Source organism: Streptomyces sp. NPDC056160, assembly GCF_042268205.1.
In the GTDB taxonomy this organism is placed as follows: Bacteria; Actinomycetota; Actinomycetes; order Streptomycetales; family Streptomycetaceae; genus Streptomyces.
Map to the genome: position 1 here is coordinate 1 of NZ_JBHJUW010000045.1, position 22,206 is coordinate 22,206.

The window sequence follows — 22,206 nt, forward strand, 5'->3', positions numbered from 1 at the left end:
GCCCGGCCCGCAGGCCGGGCCCGGCCCGCAGCCCGCGACCTCCACCGGCACGGGCACCTGCCTGCTCTGCCCGCCCACGTACTACCGCTGCTGAACCACGCGAAGAGCCCGATGGGGGGTGGGCGCCGGCACCGGTGCCCACCCCTCCCGCCGGTTCGGCGGTTCTCCCCCGACCAGGATGGAGGCAGACCCCACCCATGGGCCACATCACCGTGTTCGAGGCCGGGAGCGGCATCCTGCTGCGGGCCGCGGCGCTCCCGCTCCCGCCCCCGCACCGCGCGGGGACCGCCTGCGGAGACCTCGACGACCCCGCCGCTCTGCGCACGCGGCTCGCACGGCTGGCCGGCGATCCGCTGTTCGCCGCGGCGGTCCGGCTGGCCAGCCCGAGCCTCGCCGGCGACCTGGCGAAGAGTGCCACACGGGAGGCGGTCGCGCCCCGCAAGCTGCGGCGGACCCTGCTCTCCGCACTCAAGTACCACCTGCGCATGACCCATCGCCCCACGCCTTTCGGCCTGTTCGCCGGTGTGGCACCCGCCTCCCTCGGACCGGCCCCCCACCAGGCGGTCGGCACCGCGCACCACGCCGTCAGCCGGCCCGACGCCACCTGGCTCGACACCGTCCTGGACGGCCTGCTCGACTCCCCCGGCCCCGTCGCCCGGTCGCGGCTGGTCACCAACCCCCTGCACGTCGTCCGCGACGGCCGGGTCGTCCTCGTCGACCACCACGACGCGGACGGCACCCGGCGCCGCGCCCACTCCGCGCGCCACACCCGGCTCGTCGGCAGCGCCCTGCACCTCGCCGCCGCGCCCCTCGCCTTCCCCGCCCTCGTGCGGCGGCTCCACGAAGACTTCCCGGGGGCCACACGCGAGGAGATCGGCCAGGTCCTCGGCCGGCTCGTGGCGGGGCGTTTCCTGCTCTGCGACCTGGTTCCGCCGCCCGACTGCCTCACCCCGCTCGACCACCTCGTGGAACGGCTCGACGGATCCGGCCACCCCCACGCCGAGGCCCTGGCCGGTGTGCGTACCGCGCTGCGCGCACTGGACACCGCGCCGCTCACCGAACACGGCGCGCGGGCGGCCGAGGTGACCGACCGCATGCGCGCACTGGCACCGTCCGGCCACCTGATCCAGCGCGACCTCGCCTTCGACGCGCGGCTCGTGCTGCCGACCGTGGTGGGAGAGGAGGCCGAACGTGCGGCGACCCCCCTGTGGCGGCTCACCCGCAACCCGCCCGGCATGGCCGCTCTGCGCCCCTACCACCGGGATTTCCTGGAGCTGTACGGCACCGACCGGGCCGTGCCGGTGCGCGAACTCCTCGTCGAGGCACGCGGACTCGGCCTGCCCGCCGCCTACCGGACGGGCGCGGGCACCGAGATTCCCCAACCGGCCGCCCGCGACGGGGGCGACCGGAACGGAACCGCGCGGGACGGACTTCTCGGTGAACTCCTGCTGGGAGCCGCCCGCTCCGAGTCCGACGACATCCTGCTCGACGACGCCACTGTCACCGCCCTCGCCCCCGACCGGCCCCACCAGCCGCCGCCCTCCATGGAGTTGGGCGCCGAGATCGCGGCCACCGGATGGGACGAACTGTGCGCGGGCCGGTTCGCGCTCGTGCTCGGCGCCCATCTGGGCTCCCCCCGGGCCGGCGCCACCTCCGGCCGCTTCGTCCCCGCCCTGGGCGACGGGGAGCCGGCCGTCCGGCACACCGTCCTGCGCGGCGAGGCGACGACCAGCTCCCAGGAGCCCGTGCCCGAGACACCGGCGGTCGTGGCCTACCGCCCCCGTGTCGTACGTTCCGGCAACGTCACCGCCGTACCCCAGTGGCTGCCGCACCGTATCCCCCTCGGCGTCGGCCCGGCCGCGGCCCACGTCACCGACCTGCGGCTGGAGGATCTGGCCGTGTACGCCGACGGCGACCGCCTCCGCCTGGTCCACACGCCGACCGGCACCCTCGTACGGCCGGTCTCGTACTCGATGCTCAACCCTGCCTCCGGCCACGTACCCGCCACGGCCCGCTTCCTGCTGGACCTCGGCCACGAGGGTCGCGGCTGGTGCGCCCCCTGGGACTGGGGTCCCTGGGCGCAGGCTCCGGCCCTGCCGCGCGTCCGCCACGGACGGACCGTGCTGTGCCCGGCGCGCTGGCTGCCGGACCGGGCGCTGCGCGAGAGCGCCCGCCGCGACGAGGGCACCGGCGTCCGCTGGCACCGCGAGGTCGCCCGCTGGCGCGAGCAGTGGCGCGTCCCCCGCCACCTGCGGCTCACCCGCGCCGACCACCGCCTGACCGTGGACCTCGACGACCCGCTGCACCTGCTCCTGCTGCACGAGGAGCTGCGGCGGCCCGCACCGGCGCCGATGACCGAGTGGTACGGCGGCCCCGACGGCTGCCGCTGGCTCCAGGGCCCGAGCGGAGCGCACGCGGCCGAGCTGACCCTGCCGCTGTTCGCCCGCCCGCCCCGTCCGCAGCCCCGTCCCGCGACGACGTCATCCGCCCCGCCGCCCACCCGCCGCTTCCCGCACCCCCCGGCCGGGCGGCGCGCCGAACTGCCGGACGGGGAATGGCTGTACGCCAAGCTGTACGTGCCTTTCGCCCTCCAGCGACACGCCCTCACCCGGCACCTGCCCGCGCTGCTGCGACCGGACCTGCTCGACGAGGCCGGCGCCGACCGGTGGTTCTTCCTCCGCTACGCCGACCCGGACCCGCACCTGCGCCTGCGGGTCCACGGCACACCTCAAGGCCTGTGGCCGGCCTTCCTGCCTGCGCTGCGCACCTGGGCCGGGAGCCTGCGCGAGGCCGGGCTCATGGACCGCCTCGTCCTCGACACGTACGACCCCGAGACCGAACGCTACGGCGGTCCGCGCGCCCTCACGGAGGCGGAGCGGGTCTTCGCGGCGGACAGCGCGGCCGTACTCGGCCAACTCGCCACGGCGGACGCCGGATCCGACGCCGCCCCGGGCATCCTCCACATCCTCACCTCCCTGGGCACCCCGCAGGAGGCACTGGACTGGCTGAGCGGCCCGGAGATCCTCGCCCGCCGCTCCGGCGTCTCCCGGACCCGCAAGGAGGCCGTGGCATCCGCCCTCACGCCGACCGGTACCCCGCACGCGCCGACGCCGTGGAGCGGCCGTTCCGCCGCACTGCGGGCGGCGCTCGCCCCCGAGAGCCGGGCGTCCGTCGCCCTCAGCCTGGCCCACCTGCACTGCAACCGCCTCCTCGGCACCGACCGCGACGCGGACCTGCTCGCACACGCCACGGCCCGCGAAGGACTGCGCCTGCGCCTCGACCGGACCCGGCACGGCCGATGACACCGTCCCGCCCCAGCCGCCACCTCGGGGAAGCGGCACTCGACACCGCGCACCGGGTCGCCCGCGCCCTGAGCGACCCCCTCCACGCCGCGGCCCGCACCCGCGCGGGTCTCGCCGCGCTGCCCGCGGACCTGATGCTCCCCGCCTGGCAGGGCTCCTCGGTCCTCCTCGGTCACAGCGGGGTCGCCCTGCTGCAACTGCGCTGCGCCCGGCACGACCCGGCCGCGCTCGTGGCCGCCCGCGCCCACCTCGTGGCGGCGGCCACGGCCTGCCCGGGCGCCGGGGCCGCCTCGGCGGGCGACCTCGTCCTGCCCGCCCTGCTGTACCTGCGGCACACGGGTGCGGGCGGAAAGCTGCCCGCCCAGGCCATGGACGCGCACACCGCGGCCCTCGCCTCGCGCACGTCCCGGCTGCGGGCACCCGTCGACCGACGACCCGGCGGACCGGCGTACCACCACTACGACGCGATCACCGGGCTGTCCCGGCACGGCCGGATCCTGCTCCTGTCCGCCGCCACCGGCCATGCCCGGGCCTCCCATGTCCTGGCCGGCGTCCTGACCCGCCTGGTCGAACTGACCCGGCCGGCCGAGGTGGACGGCATAACGGTCCCCGGCTGGTGGTGCGCCCCGGAGCACTACCTGGTGCCGCGCGACCGGGAGACCTTCCCCCGCGGGGATTTCAACACTGGTGCGGCACACGGCATCTGCGGCCCCCTGACGCTGCTGTCCCTGGCCAGACTGGCCGGGTACGGAGTGCCGGGTGACGCGGACGCGATCCGGCGCGTGGTCGACTGGCTCGCCCAGCACACCCACCGCGGCCCCGAGGGCGAACCGGCGTGGCCGGGACGGATCTCCTACGAGGAGCAGACCGCCGGCCGAGCCGGACGGCCACCTGCCCCCGCCGCCGGGCCCGCGCACCCCGCCCGGATCCGGCCCGGCTGGTGCTACGGCACCTCCGGCGTCGCCGGGGCCCTGCACCTGGCCGGCCGGGCCCTCGCCGACCCGGCCGTGACCCGGACGGCGGCACGCGCGCTACGGGGCCTGCTGCGCAGGTCACCCGAGGAACTCGCCGCCGACCAGGACCCCGGCCTGTGCCACGGACTGGCCGGCATCCTGCACGCCACCACGCTGATGGCCGCCGCGACCGACGACCCGGCCCTGTGGAACGGCGCCGACCGCCTGGCCGAGGCGCTCCTGGCCGCCTACTCTCCCGACGCCGCCTTCGGCTACCGGCGTCCCGTCCAGGGCACCACGCCCCTGACGCACCTGGACAGTTGCGCCCTGCTCGACGGCGCCACCGGCGTCGCCCTCGCCCTGGCCTCCTACGCCGAGCCGCCTCGCCCCGCCGACCCGCCCGGCTGGGACGCGGCACTGCTGATGAGCTGACCTGCGGCGGCCCTCGGGCCCGAGCCCGTCCGGCACGCGGGCTGCCGACCGTGCGGCAGTGGGTGCGGTCGTCGCCGGCCCGCCGCACGGAGACCGGGCGGAGTACGGCCACCCCGTGCCGGAGCCCCGGTCCGGGCGGCCCCACGCGCCGGGCGTCTTCCCGTCAGCGGGCGCGCCGGCCCTGCGGGGGTGAGCGGGACATCGCGGACCAGGGCGTCACTGAGCCGACCGCTGCGCGCAACGGCCCCGCCCGGTGCAGCGAACGATCTCCTGCGAGGACACCAGCGCACCGGGGTCCTTCTCCTGCTCGTGTATTCGGTCCGTCCTTTCCCGGCGCGCGGCCGGCCATGCATGCGGAGCGCAGGTTCGGCGGTGCCGGCCCGGCCGGTGTGCTCCCTGCGGTGCGCAGGTCGCGGCGCGGGGAACCGTACGGTCATGTCTTCGCTGGTGAAAGGGGTTGAGTCACCTTCACGGGATTTCCCCATGTGCTTTACTTTCGCCCGGCGAGGCCCTTGCGTCTCGCGGTGTCCGCACTCCGCTCCCTCTCGGATCCGAGAAAGGAATCACATGGCGACAGGTCGTGCCTCTGGGGCGCTGCTGCCCGGCTCCACCTGCGTTCTGACGGAGTGTCCGAAGGCCACCGGCCGGGCCGCCGGCGATGCCCGCGGCTCCGGGCGGCGCCCCGACCTCGCCGAACTCAGCGCCACCGGCTGACACATGCGCCTGCGTTGAGCCCCGCCGAGGTGCTTCAGGGCAGGTCCGCCGTCGTCATCCGCCTTCTCGCGCGGCCGGTCCCACCAGCCTGCTCCGGTGCCCTGGCCGGGCCGCCCGCGCACTGCGACCCCAACGGGAGAGGTTCATCGTGTCAAGACCCCGCTCAACCTCCGCGAGGAGCGCCGGCCTGCTGGCCGCCGCGGTCCTCGCGGCCGGCTGCCTGACCGTGTCGGAGGCACACGCCGTCACCGGCCCCGCCGTCACCGACAACGGGTTCGCCTTCGCCGCGCGCCTGGACATCGGCGACGGGCAACGTGCGTGCTCGGCGGCGCTGGTGGCCCCGCAGTGGCTGGCCGCGTCCGCGCACTGCTTCGCCGACGACGGTGCCGCCCAGGTGCCCGCGGGCAAGCCGAAGTTGAAGACGACGGCCACCATAGGCCGCACGGACCTGACGAGCGCCGCCGGTCAGGTCCGTGAGGTCGTCGAGCTGGTTCCGCGCAGCGACCGCGACCTGGTCCTGGCGCGGCTCTCCTCGCCCGCCACCGGCATCACCCCGGTGGCGCTCGCCTCGACGCCGCCGGCCGCCGGTGACGAGGTCACGGTGGCCGGGTTCGGCCGGACCAAGGACGAGTGGGCGCCGCTCAAGCTGCACACCGGGACCTTCAGCGTCGACTCGGTGAACGGCGGCACGCTCGCCCTGCACGGCAAGACCGCTGCGGACGCCGTCTGCGCCGGTGACGCGGGCGGCCCCGTCGTACGCCAGAAGGACGGGAAGACGGAACTGGTCGCCGTCAGCAGCCAGTCCTGGCAGGGGGGTTGCTTCGGCACCGACCCGGCCGAGACCCGCAACGGCGCCGTCTCCACCCGCCTGGACGACGTGGCCCGCGGCAACGTCCTCGCCTCCGGCGGCGTCCTGCTGCCCGGGGACACCCTGACGTCCAACTCCGCACGTCTGACCATGCAGGACGACGGCAACCTGGTCGTCGCCTCCGACTCGGGCCAGACCCGGTGGTCGACGAAGACCGGCGGCCACCCGGGCGCCCGTGCGCGGCTGGACGCGAACGGCGACCTGGCCGTGGTCGACAGCGACGGGACCACCGTCCTGTGGCACACCGGCACCAGTGCCGCCGGCGGCTCGCTCGTCCTCCAGGACCGCGGCAACCTCGTCCTGCGCAACGCCAAGGGCGAGGCGCAGTGGGCCGCGGGCACGACGGTCCGTCACGACTACAACGGCGACGGCCGCAGCGACATGGCCGACTGGTACGACTACGCCGACGGTCACGACACGGTGCACACCTTCCCGGCGAAGGCGGACGGCGGCTTCAACAGCCCGGCCGAGGGCTGGTCCACCGCAGCGGGCAACTACTACGCCGAGAACATGAAGCGCTTCACCGGTGACTTCAACGGCGACGGCATCGCGGACGTGGCCACCTTCTACGGCTACTCCACGGGCGAGGTCGCCCTGATCACCTGGCTCGGCAAGGGCGACGGCACCTTCTCCGGCCCGCAGCGCTCCTGGAGCGCCGCCACCGGCTGGACGTTCTCGCGGATGACCGTGAACGCGGGCGACTTCAACGGTGACGGCCGCGACGACGTCTCCGTCTGGTACGACTACGCCGACGGCCACGACACGCTGCACACCTTCCTCGCCCGGCCCGACGGCGGCTTCGCCAGCCCCTTCACCTCCTTCGACCGCGCCAGCGGCAACTGGGACGTCACCCACATGAAGTTCACCACCGGTGACTACAACGGCGACGGCCGCGACGACCTCGCCGCGCTCTACGGCTACGCCACCGGCGAGGTCAAGCTCTTCACCTTCCCGGCCAAGCCCGACGGCGGCTTCGCGGATCCGGTGGCCGGCTGGAACTCGCCCACCGGCTGGGAGTTCGCCCGCGCCACCCTCGTCTCCGGCGACTTCGACGGCGACGGCCGTGACAACGTCGCCGCCTGGTACGACTACGCCGACGGCAGCGACAAGCTGATCGGGTTCTCCCCCAGCGGCCCCAACGGTGTGTTCGGCAACCGCACGGAGCTGTGGACCACCCCGGCCGGCAACTACTACCGCGAGAACATGCAGCTCGTGACCGGTGACTTCAACGGAGACGGCCGTGACGACCTGGCCACGTTCTACGGCTACTCCGACGGCAGCGTGAAGACCATCACCTGGACCGCGAAGGCCGACGGCACCCTCAACGCCCCGGCCGGCAGCTGGTCGGCGGCGAAGGGCAACTGGACCTTCAGCCGCGCCCACATGATCGAGCGCTACAACAGCCCTTCCTAGCAACGGCTGTCGGCCGGCGGGCGCCCTGCCCGCCGGCCGGCCCGCCGCATGACACCAGGGCCTCTTGACAGCTCGCGGACATCGAGTCCGGCGAGTGGCAAGAGGCCCTGGTGTCGTATGCCCGCCCGGGGGCGTCAGTTGCCGGGTTCGGTGGCCGGGCGGGGGATCAGGGCGTGCACGACGCCGGCCACCACGGCGATGCCGACGCCGGTCAGGCACAGGGCGCGTGCGGTGATGTCGTGGTCGACGAGGATGCCGCCGAGGGCCGCTCCGAGGGCCTGGCCGAGGTAGATGCCGGAGGAGTTGAAGGAGATGACGACACTGGGCAGCGTCGGCACCAGCTCGGTCAGCCGGTGGTTGTTCGGGGTGGCCACGGCCCAGCCCGCGGCGCCGTTGAGCGCCATGACGATGATGACGGGCACCAGCGAGGTGCACACCGTCAGCAGGGCGAGCGTGACGATGAGCAGGGCGACGGCGCAGGTGAGGGTGCGGGCCGCGCCCAGCCGGTCGGTGAGGAAGCCGCTGCCGAAGGAACCGAAGATGCCGCCGAAGCCCCAGGCGAGCAGCGCGGCCGCGAGTGCGGTGCCGTGGATGCCAGCGATCTGGGCGAGCACGGTCGCGGTGTAGGTGTAGACCATGATGCTGGCGCCGCTGGCCAGGAGCATGAAGACGACCATCACCACGACCCGGCGGTTGGCCAGGACGGCGAACCGCTGCGCGAGCGGGATGGACGGCGGGATCGGCAGACCGGGCAGCACCAGCAGCACACCGAGCAGCGCGAGCGCGCCGACGCCGGCGACGAAGACGAGGCTGGCCTCCCAGGACACGTGCTGGCCGATGGCCGTGCCGACGGGCACACCGAAGACGGTGCCGACGGTCAGGCCGCCGAGGATCACCGAGAGGGCGCGTCCGCGCGCCGCGGGCCCGGCGAGCGCCGCCGCCGCGGCGGAGGCGTTGGGCGTGTACAGGGCCGCTCCCAGGCCCGCGACGACCCGCGCCACCAGCAGCAGCGGCAGGTTCGGGGCGGCGGCGGAGGCGAGGTTGGCGAGGACGAACAGGGCGAGCGCGACGGCGAGCAGGGGCTTGCGGGGCAGCCGGCTGGTCAGTACGGCCAGGAAGGGCGCCGCCAGGCCGTAGGTCAGGGCGAACGCGGTGATGGTCTGCCCGGCCTCGCCGGTGGAGACGTGCAGGCCGCCGGCGATCTGGGGCAGGATGCCGGCCAGGACGAAGGAGTCCGTGCCCATGGCGAAGGAGCCGAGGGCGAGGACGGCGACGGGCCTTCCCCAGGCGGGTGCGGCCGGCTGCGCCGCGGCGGGGCTGTTCGTTCCCGTGGTGGTCGATTTGGTGGTCACACAAGAAGAGTGCGGCTTCGCGCGAAGGGGGTACAGAGGGCCAATCATGCTGGTGTAATGACCACCAGGACATGGCCCGGAAGGGGATGCTTGGATGGCCGGCATGCAGCGAGAGCTTCTGGCGGCGTTCCTCAGGTCCCGGCGGGAGTCGCTCTCCCCCGAGCGGCTCGGACTGAGCCCGGGACCGCGGCGCCGCACCCCGGGACTGCGCCGCGAGGAGGTCGCCCAGCTCTCCGGGGTGAGCCTGACCTGGTACACGTGGCTGGAGCAGGGCCGGGACATCCGGGTGAGCCGGCAGGTCCTCGAAGCCCTCGCCCAGACGCTCCAGCTGACCCCGGCCGAGCGGCGGCACCTGTTCACCCTGGCGGAGACGGCGCTGCCCACCGAGCCGGCGCGGCCGGCGGCGGTGAACCCGACCCTGCGCAAGCTGGTGGAGACCCTCGACCCGAACCCGGCGCACGTCATCAACGACTGCTGGGACGTGCTGGCCGCCAACCGGGCCTACGCCTCCCTGGTGGGCGGCCTCGAGCAGCTGCCGCAGGAGGAACGCAACAGCATCTGGCTGCTGTTCACCCGCCCGCAGATGCAGTCGCTGCTGGTCGACTGGCAGCACGAGGTGCGCGACATCCTCGGCCAGTTCCGCATCGCCGTCGGCCAGCACCCCGACGATCCGCGGACCACCGCGCTCATCGACACCCTGACCAGGTCGAGCAGCCAGTTCCGCGCCCTGTGGTCCGAGCATCCCGTGCGGGCGTTCAGGCCGACCATGAAACGCTTCAGCCACCCGGCGGCCGGGCGGCTCGACCTGAACTACACCAAGCTGGACGTGGCGGAGGCGCCCGACCAGCATCTGGTGGTGTTCATGCCCGCCTCCGAGACGGACGAGCGCGCGCTGGCCCGCCTGGTCGCCGACTCCCCGCAGGAGGCCCTGCTGTAGTCCGGGGGCGGGCCCTGTTCACTCCGGGTGCCCCAGGGCCTCCTTCTGCAGACGCACCGCCGCGACCAGGCTCAGCTGCGGCTCCGCCCGCCGCAGCGCCTTCAGCGCGGCCATGGACGCGAGGTCGCCGGTGAAGCCGGCCTCGGCCAGCCGGGAGCGCACCCAGTCGGCGCGCAGCGCGCTCTCGGTGGCGGCGGCGGTGGACCGGACGAGCGCTGCGGCTCGTTCCAGGCCCGGGCGCTCCTCGGCGGACGCCTCGGCCAGCGCCTGCCGCAGGGCCGCCGCGACCACGTCGGCGTCCCGGATGACCAGCACGTAGTCGTGCTTCTTGTTCAGTCCCGCGAGTGCTGCCATGCGCATCACCGTGCCGGTCGCACACGCCCCGCGGCAAGCCACTTGAGGATTTCCAGAGGCTCGGTCCGCCCCCCGGGACCGGCTAACCTGCCCGCTTCACCGTCAGGTCGCCGTTGGTCGTCGACAGGTCGAGGCGGTACGTTCCCGAAGGGTCGTTCTCGAACGCCACTTCCCGATGGCCGTTGGAACTGTCCGCCGAGACCTGGTACTTGGCGGCCGGCACGGTGACGACGAGGCCGCCGTTCGTCGTACGGGCCTTGATGTTCTGCGGGGTGGCCGTCCCGATCGACACCTCGCCGTTGGAGGTCTGCGTGTCGATGCCGCCTCCCTTGACGTCCTTGACGCGGACGCCGCCGTTGGACGTGCGCAGCTTCACCGGTCCGGTCGCGCCGTCCACCGTGATCCGGCCGTTGCTCGTGTGCACGTCGATCGCGCCCACGCCGGTGAGGGTGACGCCGCCGTTGGACGTGCCCCCGCTCACCGGGAGCCCGGCGGGCACGGTCACGGCGTAGTCGATGCCGCAGTTCTTGCCGCAGCTGGACAGGGTCAGGACGCCGTTGTCGACCCGGAAGGACGTGCCGCCCGGTTTGTCGCCCCGGTAGCTGACCTTGCGGTGCACCGAGACGGCGGAGACGTCCGCCGAAGTGCCCACCTCGACCGTTCCGTCGCTGGTGTCGAGACGGACCGAGGTGACCTTCTGGGACACCTTGGCATCGTCCTCGAAACTCTTCTGTTCGATGACCGAGCAGGCGGAGAGCCCGCCGGCCGCTGTCGCGGCCAAGGCCACTGCTGTGACGGCGTAAGCCGGTCGGCGTCGCATGGAATCCCCCGTACGGAGCGAATCGGATCGATGATCAGTGCCCGTGACCGGCCAACGGTGCCCAGGGGTCGGTGACCGGGGACCGATGGCCGGTGATCGGTCCCCGCGATCCTACGCAGCGACGGAGCCGCCTGCCATGGGGAAAACCCCCGAGTCGGGGGCGGCAGGGTATACGCGTGCCCGGACTGGTTCCGTGTGCGGCGGGGGCCGCGCCGTGGCCGACGCCCGGTGTCGGTGACCGGGCGCGGCCTCGGCGGGCGCGGCTCAGTGGGAGCGGGAGACGGCGGGCGGGGACGTGGGCAGGTAGCGGGGCGCCCGGCGGGCGTCCAGGCGGTGCTCCACGGCCGCCCCCAGCGACAGCAGTTCGGCGTCCCGGTGATCACCGCTCATCAGGAGCAGGCCGACCGGCAGTTCGCCCACGAACCCGGCAGGCACGGACAGGGACGGGTAGCCGGCGACGGCGGCCGGCGTGGAGGACGGGATCACGTCGTTGTCACCGCGCGCGCAGTCGGTCGTCCACGCGGGCGGGTTCGTCGGGGACGCGATCGCGTCCAGGTGGTGGGCGGCCAGGGTCTCGTCGATGGAACGCCGGGAGAGGTCCTTCAGTTCGGCACGCATGGCCCGGTACCCCGGGTCCGTGGTCGCCGGCGCGGCCAGCGCCTGCTCGAAGAGTTCCTGGCCCGCGAAACAGGTCCGCTCTGCCGCGTGCGTACGGTTGAAATCGATCAGCCCGGCCAGGTCCCGCGGTCCCTGGCGGGTGGCGAGGTAGGCGTCGACGTCCCGGTGGAACTCGCTCAGCAGCGCCGGGAACTCGAGTTCGGCGAGGCGGTCCTGGTAAGGCGGGGTCACCTCGACGACCTGCGCACCCGCGGCGCGCAGCCGCGCCGCCGTCCGGGTCATCAGGGCGTCCACGTCCGCGCCGAGCGAGGGCAGCCGCCACAGACCGATCCGCTTGCCGCGCAGCGCGGCGGGACGCAGTGCCGCGTCCGTGAGGCGGGCGGCGTCCGCGGTGCGCGCGGCAGGGGCGGTGTCGCGGCCGGAGGGTCCGGAAGTCCCTGAGGGTGCGGAAATCCCGGAGGGACGTGAATTCCCGGAGAGCCCGGAGAGCACGGAGAGGGTGAGCGCGACGTCGGTGACGTTGCGGGCCATGGGGCCCGCCGTGTCCTGCTCCGCGGAGATCGGGACGACGCCCTTCTGGCTGACCAGGCCGAGGCTCGGCTTGTGACCGACCACCCCGTTCATCCCGGCCGGGCACACGATGGAGCCGTCCGTCTCGGTGCCGATCGCCACCTGGGCCAGCGACGCGGCGAGGGCGGCGGCCGACCCCGAGGACGAGCCGCAGGGGTTGCGGTCCAGAACGTAGGGGTTGTGGGTCTGGCCGCCCACTGCCGACCAGCCCGACGTGGGTTTCGCCGCACGGAAGTTGGCCCACTCGGACATGTTGGTCTTGCCGAGGATCACCGCGCCCGCCGCCCGCAGCCTCTGGACGAGGACCGCGTCCGCGCCCGGCGGCTTCCCGGCCAGCGCGAGCGAGCCCGCCGTGGTCGGCATGTCGCGGGTGTTCACGTTGTCCTTGAGCAGGACGGGGATGCCGTCGAGCGGCCCGCGGGTTGTGCCCCGGCGGTGCCGCACGTCGCTGGCAGCCGCCTGCCGCAGGGCCGTCGGGCTGGTCCGCAGTACGGCGTCGATCTTCGGATCGACGGCCTTGATCCGGCGCAGGTACGCCCGGGTCAACGCCGTCGAGGTCAACGACCCGTGCCGCATGCGTACCTGTAATTCGGGGATGGTCACCGTGTCGAGATCGACTCCCTCGACGCGTGGGGCCTGGCCGGGTGACGGTGCGTCGGCGGAGGGCGGGGCTTCGTGGAACAGCGAGGCGGCGAGGGCCGGCGGTGCGTCCAGGGAGGGCGGTGCGGCGCCGCCGCCCGGTTCGGCGGCTTCCGCCCGCTGTCCCTGCGCGCCCGCCGCCAGGAGGGGCGCCATCGTCAGGGCCGCGGCCAGCGCCGCGATGCTTCTCCTTCTCATGCCCGACAGCCCACTACAGGCGCCTCACTCCCCGCAAGCCCGCCTCCGCCCGCACGCTGCTTTCGGTCGATCGCGGAGCGGCGAACGGCTGGAAGTCCCAGCTCGGTTCCTGGACTTCACCGTCCGTGCCAGATGCGTCAGGCGGTCAGACCGGCGCTGGTCAGCCAGATGTGTTCGCAGGTCGAAGATGCCTTTTGCAGCTCCTCGCGGGAGACTTGCGAGGCGTGGTAGAAGGTCCGCTCGATCATCCAGCACAGGGCGCGTGCCATCGCCGGAGCTTGCTCCGCTCCGGTGCCGGCCCGCACGCCGGCTCGTTCCAGGACGGCGGTGATGGCCGTGATGAACAAGTCAGCCGTATGACTCCACAACTCACCGATCTCCGGCACGGTCAACGACAGGTCGATCGCCGTACGCATGACCAGGCCGTGCTCGTTCCACAGCTCGACCGTGCGCCGCATCGCCTCTGCGATGGCCTGGCGCGGCTCGTCGGCCTGCGCGGTGGCCCGGGACCGCTCCCACAGGTGCTCGACGGTCCGGGCCACGAGCGCCGTGACCACTTCCTGCTTGGAACCGAAGTAGAAGTACAGGGCGCCGCGCGTGATGCCGGCGCCCTGGGCGAGGTCGCCTACGGTCATGGCGTCGTAGCCCTTCTGCGCCAGCAGGGCTTCGCAGGTGTCCAGGATGGCCCGCTCCCGGACATCGCCCTTGCGTTCGGCGGCGCGACGGCTCCGCGCGGGGTGGTGGCCCGGCATCAGAGCTGGGCCCCCTCGGGGAAGTCGGTCGTACGGGAGAGCGTCTCCCACGCGCGGATGTCCTCGTCCACGGCCGTGCGTGCGGCGGTGACCAGCCGCAGCGCGTCCGAGCCCAGGACGAGGTGGGCCGGCGGCTGGTCGACCGACGCGATGTGCACGACGGCGTCCCCGGCCTTGGCCGGATCGCCCAGCTGGTTCCCGCTGGCCTTCTGCCGCGCTGCGCGGATGGGGGCGAACAGCTCGTCGTAGTCGTCGACGGACCGCGCGGCACGTGTCATGGACCGTCCGGCCCAGTCGGTGCGGAAGGAGCCGGGCTCGATCGCCGTCACGTGGATCCCGAACTGTGCGACCTCCTTGCCCAGCGCCTCCAGGATGCCCTCCAGGGCGAACTTGCTGCCGCAGTAGGCGGACATGCCGGGCACGGCCATGAGCCCGCCCATGGAGGTGACGGCCATCAGGTGTCCGCGGCGGCGCCGGCGCATGTGGGGCAGCGCCGCCTGGAGGGTGGCCACCGCCCCGAACACGTTGACCTCGAACTGCCGCCGCACCTCGGCCAGCGGGGTTTCCTCGAAGGTGCCCTCCAGGCCGTAGCCGGCGTTGGCGACGACGACGTCCAGGGGGCCGACGCTCCGCTCCACCTCCGCGACCACATGCGAGACGGCGTCACCGTCGGTCACGTCCAGGATGCGGCCGTGCGCGTCACCGGGCCTGAGTTCTTCGAAGGCCCGCAGGTCCTCTTCGGAGCGGACGGTGCCGACGACGGTGTGACCTGCGGCCAGGGCGGCCTCGGCGAAGGCACGTCCGAGGCCCGTGCTGACGCCGGTGATGAGCCAGTTCTGCTTCTGCACTGCTCCTCCAGGGAGTACTCGAAGGGAGCTGGAGCGCCCCCCTTGGAAAAAACTCTACACAACGTCGATTTTTACCGTCGCCGTGTAGGTTCTGGCGGCCCCGCGGGCCCGCGGGCCCCACGGCGCCGCAGCCCCGTCGACCGCTCCACGCCGGTCGGCGCCCTGGATGAGTCATTGCGCTATGGTGTTCGGCGTTCGTGTCCCAACCGGATCGAGAAAGTCGGGGGGTGAGGTCGATGACCGCGCTCAAGGCCACTGCCCTGTGCTCTGCCCGGACCACCCTCACGTCCCGGGCCGTGGCCTGACCTCGTCCGAATTCGCCTCGCCGGGAGCGTGAGCTCGCGGGGCGACACCGATACGAACCGACCAGGAAACGGATCTCCATCCATCGTGAGCATCGACTGGATCACGCGCGCTGAGACCAGCGCCGACATCTCCACCATCCGCGACATCAGCCTCGCCGCGTTCGGCACTCCTGCCGAGGCCGACCTCGTCGACGCCCTGCGCGCCGACCCCTCATGGATCAACGGACTGTCCGTAGTCGCCGCAGGCCACGACGGCAGGCTCGTCGGCCACGCGCTGCTGACCCGCTGCCACATCGGCGACATCCCGGCCCTGTGCCTGGGTCCCGTCGCCGTCCGGCCCGAACACCAGAGGACCGGCGCCGGCTCCGCGGCGATCCGCGCCTCGCTGCGGGCCGCCGAGGAACTGGGCGAGCACTTCGTCACCGTCCTCGGACACCCGGCGTACTACCCGCGGTTCGGCTTCACCCGCGCTTCCGAGCACGGCATCGGACTCGGCATCGACGTCCCGGACGAGGCCATGATGGCCCTCACCCTCGACGCCGACCACCCACTGCCCAGCGGCACGGTCCATTACGCCGCACCGTTCGGCATCCAGGGCCCTCCTGATCGACCCTAGAGCCGCGTGGCGCCGCCGTCGACGAACAGTTCCGCGCCGATGGTGAAGGTGCTTTGGTCACCGGCCAGGTAGAGGGCGGTGGCGGCGACCTCGTCGGGCCGGCCGACGCGGCCGAGCGGGGGGTCGGCGGTCCGAGGTCAGGCGGCTTTCAGGACGTCCCGCAGCACGTCTTCCAGCGTGGTCTTGGCCAGCTCCCCGCGCAGGGCCGCCTCCACGTCGTCGTACACGGCGGACATCGCCGGCCCGATGCCGTGGCCCACGACGCACTCGGGGTCCGGGGTGGCGCGATGCAGGGCGAAGAGAGGTCCCGGCTCGATCGCCTGGTAGACGTCGAGCAGGGTGATCGCCGCCAGGTCCCGCGCGAGCATCCAGCCCGCCCCCGCCCCCCGCCGTGAGTCGGCCAGGCCCGCCTTGCTCAGCTGGGCCAGCAGGCGGCGGATCACCACCGCGTTGGTGTTGACGCTCGTCGCGACCTGCTCGGAGGTGGCGACCTCGTGGCCACGCCGCTGATACAGCCCGATCCACGTCAGGGCGTGCGCCGCGATGGTCAGTCTGCTGTTGGCACTCACGTCGGACTCCACCTCCCCCGTCCCTCGGTTCTGGTCGTACCGATAGTCGTTACAACTGTGTGCGGCAAATGCCGCGGGGCCGGCCGGGGCCGGTGGCGGCGTCAGCTCGGACATCGCAGCGATCGCCGCCGCCTGCTCGTCGCGGGTCGCCACCGCCTCGATCTCCTCCCCCATCGCCGCCAGGGCGACCACCTTCGGCTCGCCCGACTCGCCGACGGTGGGCCGCAGGCTCGGGCGGGCCCGTCGGCCCAGGCGGGGGCGGACCGTAGGCTCCGAGCGGATGTACGCTCCGAGCGGGCGGTCCCGTTGGATCCGTGCGGGCGGCCTCATGGGTCTCAGGCAGATGGGCCCGTAGATTCCGAGCGTGCGGGCCGAGCGTCCGGACGGGGCGCGCCCTCAGGCTTCTGACGGAGGCGGGCCCGTAGATCCGGGACGGGGATGTCCGGGGTGTCCGGGGAGCCGCCTCCCCCGGGGCGGCCCCGTATGTTGTTCCGGGCGCCCCGCTCACTCCTCCAAGTTCAGCGTCCGCGCCGGCCTGCGGAATCCGCTCGTTCGGAAGGCGAGGACGGTCACACCCGCCAGCGCCCAGACGACGCCCACCACCTTGGCCGGGGTGTCAAGGCTGATCCACAGGGCCACGTTCACGAGGAACCCGAGGGCCGGCAGCAGCACCTGCAGCACGGCCGCGACGGGGCCCCGGGCCTCCGCCCGCCCCGCGCGCCGGTCGCGTACCCAGAAGCCGATCACCGCCAGGTTCACCGCGGCGAAGGCGACGTAGGCGCCGAAGTTGATCAGTGAGGCCGCGCTGCCGAGGTCGAGGAAGACGGCGGAGGCGGCGACGAGGCCCACCAGGAGCACGTTGAGGGCGGGGACGCCGGTGCGCGGGTCGAGTCGTCCGAAGACCGCGCGCGGCAGCATGCCGTCGCGTCCCATGGCGAAGAGCAGCCGTGCCGCACTCATCTGCTGGGTCAGACCGCAGCCGAGCACCGCCGTGAGGTAACCGCCCACGAACACCGACTGGAACGCGGCACCGCCGATGTACTTGGCGATCTCCGGTGAGGCGCCCACGATGTCACCCACGGCCGACACGTCGGGGAACAGCGTCTGCATGGCGTAGGTGACGGCCAGGAAGAACACCGCGGCGGCGACCACGATGAGCAGGATGGCCCGTGGGATGTCCCGGCGCGGCCGCTCGGCCTCCTCGGAGAGCGTGGAGACGGCGTCGAACCCCAGGAAGGAGAGCGCCAGCAGCGACGCACCGCCGAACAGGTCGGGCAGCGACACCGTGGCCGGGTCCAGACCGGTCGTCCCGAAGGACTCTCCATGGGTGACGACGGCCCGCACCGCGAACACGAGGAACGCGAGGGCCACACCGGCCTGGATGACGACGAGGGCCACGTTCACCTTGGCGGCCATCTTCACGCCCACCAGGTTCAGCGCCGTGCACACCACGACGGTGGACAGCACCCACACCCACGCCGGGACGTCCGGGAGCACCGCGCCCATGTAGATCGCGGCCAGCAGGGCGTTGAGCATGGGCAGCAGCACGTAGTCCAGCGTGGCGGACCAGCCCACCAGGAAACCCACGGGCGACCCGAGCGCCTTGCCGGCGTAGGTGTACACGGATCCGGCGGAGGTGATACGGCGGGCCATCCGCGCGTAGCTGAGCGCGGTGAGTCCCACCGCCACGAGGACGGCCAGGTAGGCGAGCGGCACGTGGCCGTCGGTCGCCTCGGAGACCAGTCCGAAGGTGTCGAACACCGCGAGCGGGGCCATGAAAGCCAGGCCGAGGAAGACGATGTGGCGCAGTTTCAGGCTGCGGCGCAGTTGTGCGCCGCCCTCGCCGACAGAGAGGTCAGGCATGGGCATGGCCGCCTTCGGCGTGGGCGGAGCAGGAGGTGAGCGCACCGTGGTGGCCGGGGGTGGTGCGCGCCGTCGCGGCCTCGTGGACGACCTCGCCGCCCACCCAGGTGGTCTCGGCGCGCTGCTCCAGCAGGGCCGCCGGGTCCGCTTCGAGCGCGTAGAGGTCGGCGGACCAGGCGACGAGGTCGGCCTTCGCTCCCACGCGGACGACGCCGTACTCGGCCTCCCGGTGCCAGGCCCAGGCGCCCTCGGCGGTGTAGCCGCGCAACGTGTCGTCGAGTCCGATGCGCTCCTGCGGGGTCCAGGCGTCCTTGCCGTCGAGGCCGGCCCGGGTCAGGGCCGAGTAGAACCCGACGAGGGGGTCCATCTCGCCCACCTGCCAGTCGCTGGAGAGGGCCACGTGGGCGCCGGAGGCCATGAGCGAACGCAGTCGCCAGGCGCGGTCCCAGCGGGCCTCGCCGATGTTCTCCATCCAGGTGCCGGCCACGAGGTCCGGGGAGCAGTGGCGCGGCTGCATGGCGGCGGTGACGCCGAGCCGGGCGAAGCGCGGCAGGTCCTCCGGCGCGAGGCACTCGACGTGCACGATGCCGTGCCGGCGGTCGCGGGTGCCGTTGGCGCGGGCGGCGTGTTCGATCGCGTCCAGGGCGAGGCGGATGCCGCCGTCGCCGGTGGCGTGGGTGTGGGTCTGGAAGCCGAGGCGGTCCAGTTCGGTGATGACCTGGGTGAGTTCGCCGAGGGGCGCGGAGGGGTGGCCGCGGTGTCCGGGGCGGTTGGCGTAGTCCGCGAGCATCCAGGCGTTGTGGGGTTCGATGACGTCGTCGGCGTAGAGCTTGACGGGGCCGAACGCCAGGCGGTCGCCGCTCGGGGCGGCGTCGGCCGCCGCGCGCAGCCGCTGCCGGAAGGCGCCGTCGGACCCCATGGGGTGGAAGAGCGCCGCGACGACGCGGGAGCTGAGGCGGCCTTCGTCCCGGGCGCGCCGGAACAGGTCGATCTCCGCGAGCGGGACCTGGGGTTCCACCACGGTGGTGATGCCGGCGGCGGTGGCCATCTCCAGGCTGCCCAGCAGTTTGCGGTAGCGCCGCTCGGGCGAGTACATGGGGATGTCGCGCTGCAGGCCGGCCAGGCCCGCCGTGGTCATGGCGCTGGTGTAGAAGTCGGTGACCCACCCGGTCGCGCGTCCGTCGGCGTCCCGCTCCGGGCGGCCCCAGGGGATGTCGCCGCCCTCGTCCAAGCCGAGTGCGCGTACGGCGGCGTCGTTGAGCCACACGGAGTGCTGGTCGTAGGTGGTGACGAAGACGGGGCGGGAGGTGAGTCCTGCCAGGTCACGGGCGGCGGGGCGGCGGCCGGGGACCACGGAGTACACGGCGTTCTCGGCGCAGATCCAGGTCAGGTCGGGACGGGCGTCGGCGAGTTCGGCGATGCGGCGGCGGACCTCTTCGAGGGTTTCGGCGCCTTCGAGGCTGACGGCGTCGGGGTCGAAGCCGAGGAGCAGGTGGTTGTGACTGTCGATGATGCCCGGGGTGAGGAGGCCGCCGTCCAGGCGGCGGTGCTCGCGGGCCGCGGGGGCGTCCTCCTCCTCGCCGACGAAGGCGATGCGACCGCCGGTGATGCCGACGGCGCCGGCCCAGGGCCGGGCGTCGTCGAACGTGCGCACACGAGCGCCGGTGATCAGGGTGTCGAGCATGGTGGGTCCTCGGTTCTGGGGGCACGCCACGTGGGGGTGGCGAAGGCATGCCGAGACGGTGCGCGCGTTATTTGTCATCGGCGTCAAAGAATGGGTCGAGTCTCATGAGGTTCTCGGCTACTGTCAAGGGCATGGCCCGCCCCAAGAACCAGGACGAACGCCGCGCCCACCTCATCCAGGCGGTCATCGACACGACCGCCAGCACCGGGCTGCGCTCCCTCTCGCTCGCGGACGTGGCCCGCCGGGCGGGGCTGACCCGAGGGGCCGTCCTGTACTACTACGACGACCTGGACGCCCTGCTCAGGGAGGCCTACCGGGCGGGCATGGAACGCTTCTGCGACCGGCGGGACGCGCTGCGGGAGAGCATCGAGGACCCCGCGCGGCTGCTGGGCGAGACGATCCGCGCGGGGCTGCCGACGGGTCCCGACGACGCGCTGATGCGCCTGCTGTACGAGTTCGACGTGGTGGCGGGAACCTCACCGCTGCACACCACGCTGGTCGAGTCGATGTACGAACGGCAGTTGGCCACGTACCGGACCGTGCTGGAGCACGGCGTCGACACCGGTGCCTTCCGCCTGACCCTGGACACGCCGACGGCCGCCCTGAACCTCGTGGCGCTGGAGGACGCCTACGGCCTGCACATCGTGGCCGGCAACGGTCAGATCAGTGTGCGGCGGGCCGTCGAGGCGATGTTCGCCGCAGCACGGGCGTTCGGCGCACCGGCCGCGTGAAGGGGCTGCGGAACGGGCCGGGGGACGGGAAGACGGGTCGCGGCACCGTCGCCGGCAAGCCCGGTGCCTACGTCGTCGCGGACCAGGAGACCGACCGGCTCCTCGGGACCCACGTGCTCGACCGACGCACGGCCGACCTGCCCGGACACGTCACCGCGGAGGGCTGCGAGCTGGAGCTTGCATACCTTCTGCGGCACAGCAGCCAGGGCGCGGGGCCGGCCTTCGAAGGCACCACGGCCGCCCTGCGTGCCGCCGCCGAACTGCCCGACCAGCCGGTCCTGCTGGTGACCCGGACCGCCGACACCCGCTCCCTCCGACCGGCCACCCGCCTGGGTTTTCTACGCGTGGGCACCTTCTTCTGCGGCAGCGATCCGCCTGAGGCGTGGAACGTGGATCCCCTCGCGTGACCACGCTCAGGTGAATGACGGCCGGCCTTCATGCCGTCATGGAGTCCGCACGGGGACGTGACGGGTTCGGAAGCGGTCAGGTCGGGCCGGGTCCCGGTCGGCGACCTGGACCGGGGCCCCGGCCCACTGCCACACGCTGATGCCCGGGACGCGGGAGAAGCGGATCGGCCCGCGGGTGCCTTCTACTGCGACGTGCGGCCAGGAGCCGGCGGTGCGCGTGCCGTCCGGGCCGTGCGTACGCAACACGTCCGCGAGGACGGCGATCGTGTCGTAGCCCTCGAAGGCGACGAAGGAGGGTGCTTCGGCCAGCCGCTCACGCAGGGCCGCCCCGACCCGTTCGCCCAGTGGACCGAGGCGCTCGGGCAGGTAACGCAGGAACGGGACCGCGGCGCCGTCGGCGCCCAGCAGCGTCGCCCATTCGGTCAGTTCCGGCTGCCCGGCCGGAGCGCCGATCAAGGTGTCGGCCAGGCGTTCGTCGCGGCGTACGGCCTTGACGATCGAGACCGCCGGTTCCGGGTGGCCGACCAGCAGCAGGAGGGCCGTCGCGCGATGCTCGACGAGCGCATCGCACACCGCCGCAGGTGTGAGCGCGCCCATGTCGAGTTCTACGACGCTGCCACCGCGCGGAGCGAGGTGGTCGCGCAGGATGCGGGTCCCCGACGCCCAGTAGACGCTCGGCGCGGTCGCCACGGCGATACGGCTGCGGCCCGCGCCGAGCAGGAAGTCCGCGTAGATCTGCCAGCCGCGGGACTGCGGCGGGGCGAGGCGCGCGACGTGGTCCGTCGGCTGTTCGGTCAGCGCGTCGAGAACCGCCGAGGAGCAGAGGAACGGCAGGCCGAGGGCGTCGGCCCTGGCCGCGGCGGCGCGGGCGACGACGCTGTGGTACTCCCCCGCCAGGGCGGCCACGCCCAGGTGAGCCAGTTCGTCCACGGCCGCCGCGGCCCGCTGCGGGTCGGCCGCGGTGTCCCGGACCACCAACTCCAGTGCTCTTCCGTCGATCCCACCGGAGTCGTTGACGTCGCTTACGGCCAGGTCGAGTCCGGCCAGCAGGTGTCGACCGGCCTCGGCCCAGCCGGGCCGGGTCAGCGGCACGAGAGCGCCGATCGTGACGGCCGATGCCCCGGTGCGCTCCGCTCCGGATGGTGGCGATGCCGGTCTGTTCATGTGTCGGCGTCTCCCGGGTGGCGATCCGGTCACAGCCCGACCGGATCGCTGAGTTGACATCAGTGGCGCCGAGAGTAGCCGAGTCGGGGACGAACGC

Annotated in this window: 18 protein-coding genes and 1 pseudogene; 8 read left to right on the forward strand and 11 right to left on the reverse strand. The window is 73.3% G+C overall.

All coding sequences use genetic code 11. The annotated features are described in order from the left end of the window. The first annotated feature begins 197 nt into the window (after window positions 1-197). From ACFC02_RS18520 to ACFC02_RS18535, 4 genes are all read left to right on the forward strand, one after another. The gene (locus ACFC02_RS18520) at window positions 198-3,302 is read left to right on the forward strand and encodes a lantibiotic dehydratase (RefSeq protein ID WP_376357877.1); all 3,105 of its coding nucleotides are present in this window, start codon (window positions 198-200) and stop codon (window positions 3,300-3,302) included. Further along, the gene (locus tag ACFC02_RS18525) at window positions 3,299-4,687 is read left to right on the forward strand and encodes a lanthionine synthetase C family protein (RefSeq protein ID WP_376357880.1); all 1,389 of its coding nucleotides are present in this window, start codon (window positions 3,299-3,301) and stop codon (window positions 4,685-4,687) included. The genes ACFC02_RS18520 and ACFC02_RS18525 overlap by 4 nt, the downstream gene beginning before the upstream one ends. Window positions 4,688-5,254: 567 nt before the next feature. Beyond that, the gene (locus ACFC02_RS18530; RefSeq protein ID WP_376357882.1) at window positions 5,255-5,401 is read left to right on the forward strand and encodes a hypothetical protein; all 147 of its coding nucleotides are present in this window, start codon (window positions 5,255-5,257) and stop codon (window positions 5,399-5,401) included. A gap of 148 nt (window positions 5,402-5,549) precedes the next feature. Continuing rightward, window positions 5,550-7,682, forward strand: a complete 2,133-nt coding sequence (locus tag ACFC02_RS18535) for an FG-GAP-like repeat-containing protein (protein WP_376357885.1) — start codon at window positions 5,550-5,552, stop codon at window positions 7,680-7,682. Window positions 7,683-7,816: 134 nt separating this feature from the next. On the opposite strand, the gene ACFC02_RS18540 is transcribed toward ACFC02_RS18535, so the two are convergent. Further along, window positions 7,817-9,034: an MFS transporter gene (locus ACFC02_RS18540; protein ID WP_376357888.1), complete on the reverse strand. Its 1,218-nt coding sequence runs from the start codon at window positions 9,032-9,034 to the stop codon at window positions 7,817-7,819. A 103-nt stretch (window positions 9,035-9,137) separates the two neighbouring features. Here ACFC02_RS18540 and ACFC02_RS18545 point away from each other — a divergent pair, with 103 nt between their 5' ends. Further along, complete coding sequence (locus tag ACFC02_RS18545; RefSeq protein ID WP_376357891.1) at window positions 9,138-9,971, forward strand: helix-turn-helix transcriptional regulator; 834 nt, start codon at window positions 9,138-9,140, stop codon at window positions 9,969-9,971. Between the two features lie 18 nt (window positions 9,972-9,989). On the opposite strand, the gene ACFC02_RS18550 is transcribed toward ACFC02_RS18545, so the two are convergent. From ACFC02_RS18550 to ACFC02_RS18570, 5 genes are all read right to left on the reverse strand, one after another. Next, window positions 9,990-10,325 (reverse strand): hypothetical protein, encoded by a 336-nt coding sequence (locus ACFC02_RS18550; protein ID WP_376357894.1) that lies wholly within the window; start codon window positions 10,323-10,325, stop codon window positions 9,990-9,992. 82 nt (window positions 10,326-10,407) lie between these two features. Further along, window positions 10,408-11,106 (reverse strand): DUF4097 domain-containing protein, encoded by a 699-nt coding sequence (locus tag ACFC02_RS18555; protein WP_376357897.1) that lies wholly within the window; start codon window positions 11,104-11,106, stop codon window positions 10,408-10,410. A 303-nt stretch (window positions 11,107-11,409) separates the two neighbouring features. Next, window positions 11,410-13,170 (reverse strand): amidase family protein, encoded by a 1,761-nt coding sequence (locus ACFC02_RS18560; RefSeq protein WP_376357899.1) that lies wholly within the window; start codon window positions 13,168-13,170, stop codon window positions 11,410-11,412. Window positions 13,171-13,307: 137 nt separating this feature from the next. Continuing rightward, window positions 13,308-13,922 (reverse strand): TetR/AcrR family transcriptional regulator, encoded by a 615-nt coding sequence (locus ACFC02_RS18565; RefSeq protein WP_376357901.1) that lies wholly within the window; start codon window positions 13,920-13,922, stop codon window positions 13,308-13,310. After that, complete coding sequence (locus ACFC02_RS18570) at window positions 13,922-14,770, reverse strand: oxidoreductase (protein ID WP_376357904.1); 849 nt, start codon at window positions 14,768-14,770, stop codon at window positions 13,922-13,924. The genes ACFC02_RS18565 and ACFC02_RS18570 overlap by 1 nt, the downstream gene beginning before the upstream one ends. Window positions 14,771-15,160: 390 nt before the next feature. Between ACFC02_RS18570 and ACFC02_RS18575 the strand changes: the two genes are divergently transcribed. Then, window positions 15,161-15,691: a GNAT family N-acetyltransferase gene (locus tag ACFC02_RS18575; RefSeq protein WP_376357907.1), complete on the forward strand. Its 531-nt coding sequence runs from the start codon at window positions 15,161-15,163 to the stop codon at window positions 15,689-15,691. Here the strand turns inward: ACFC02_RS18575 and ACFC02_RS18580 are convergent. The 4 genes and pseudogenes from ACFC02_RS18580 to ACFC02_RS18595 all read right to left on the reverse strand — a co-directional run. Beyond that, window positions 15,688-15,813 (reverse strand): annotated as a pseudogene (locus ACFC02_RS18580) (SDR family oxidoreductase); the annotation flags it as partial. The gene ACFC02_RS18575 and the pseudogene ACFC02_RS18580 sit on opposite strands and share 4 nt — an antisense overlap. Window positions 15,814-15,828: 15 nt before the next feature. Beyond that, window positions 15,829-16,260, reverse strand: coding sequence for an Rrf2 family transcriptional regulator (locus ACFC02_RS18585; protein ID WP_376358003.1), 432 nt, complete (start codon window positions 16,258-16,260; stop codon window positions 15,829-15,831). Between the two features lie 504 nt (window positions 16,261-16,764). Beyond that, window positions 16,765-18,123 (reverse strand): APC family permease, encoded by a 1,359-nt coding sequence (locus ACFC02_RS18590; RefSeq protein WP_376357910.1) that lies wholly within the window; start codon window positions 18,121-18,123, stop codon window positions 16,765-16,767. Further along, window positions 18,116-19,807: an amidohydrolase gene (locus tag ACFC02_RS18595; protein ID WP_376357913.1), complete on the reverse strand. Its 1,692-nt coding sequence runs from the start codon at window positions 19,805-19,807 to the stop codon at window positions 18,116-18,118. The genes ACFC02_RS18590 and ACFC02_RS18595 overlap by 8 nt, the downstream gene beginning before the upstream one ends. Before the next feature lie 131 nt (window positions 19,808-19,938). Here ACFC02_RS18595 and ACFC02_RS18600 point away from each other — a divergent pair, with 131 nt between their 5' ends. Continuing rightward, complete coding sequence (locus tag ACFC02_RS18600; RefSeq protein ID WP_376357916.1) at window positions 19,939-20,538, forward strand: TetR/AcrR family transcriptional regulator; 600 nt, start codon at window positions 19,939-19,941, stop codon at window positions 20,536-20,538. Further along, window positions 20,535-20,945: a GNAT family N-acetyltransferase gene (locus ACFC02_RS18605; protein WP_376357919.1), complete on the forward strand. Its 411-nt coding sequence runs from the start codon at window positions 20,535-20,537 to the stop codon at window positions 20,943-20,945. The genes ACFC02_RS18600 and ACFC02_RS18605 overlap by 4 nt, the downstream gene beginning before the upstream one ends. A gap of 36 nt (window positions 20,946-20,981) precedes the next feature. Here ACFC02_RS18605 and ACFC02_RS18610 read toward each other — a convergent pair whose 3' ends face one another. After that, on the reverse strand, window positions 20,982-22,109 hold the full coding sequence (locus ACFC02_RS18610; protein ID WP_376357922.1) for an ABC transporter substrate-binding protein: 1,128 nt from the start codon (window positions 22,107-22,109) through the stop codon (window positions 20,982-20,984). Window positions 22,110-22,206: the final 97 nt, after the last annotated feature.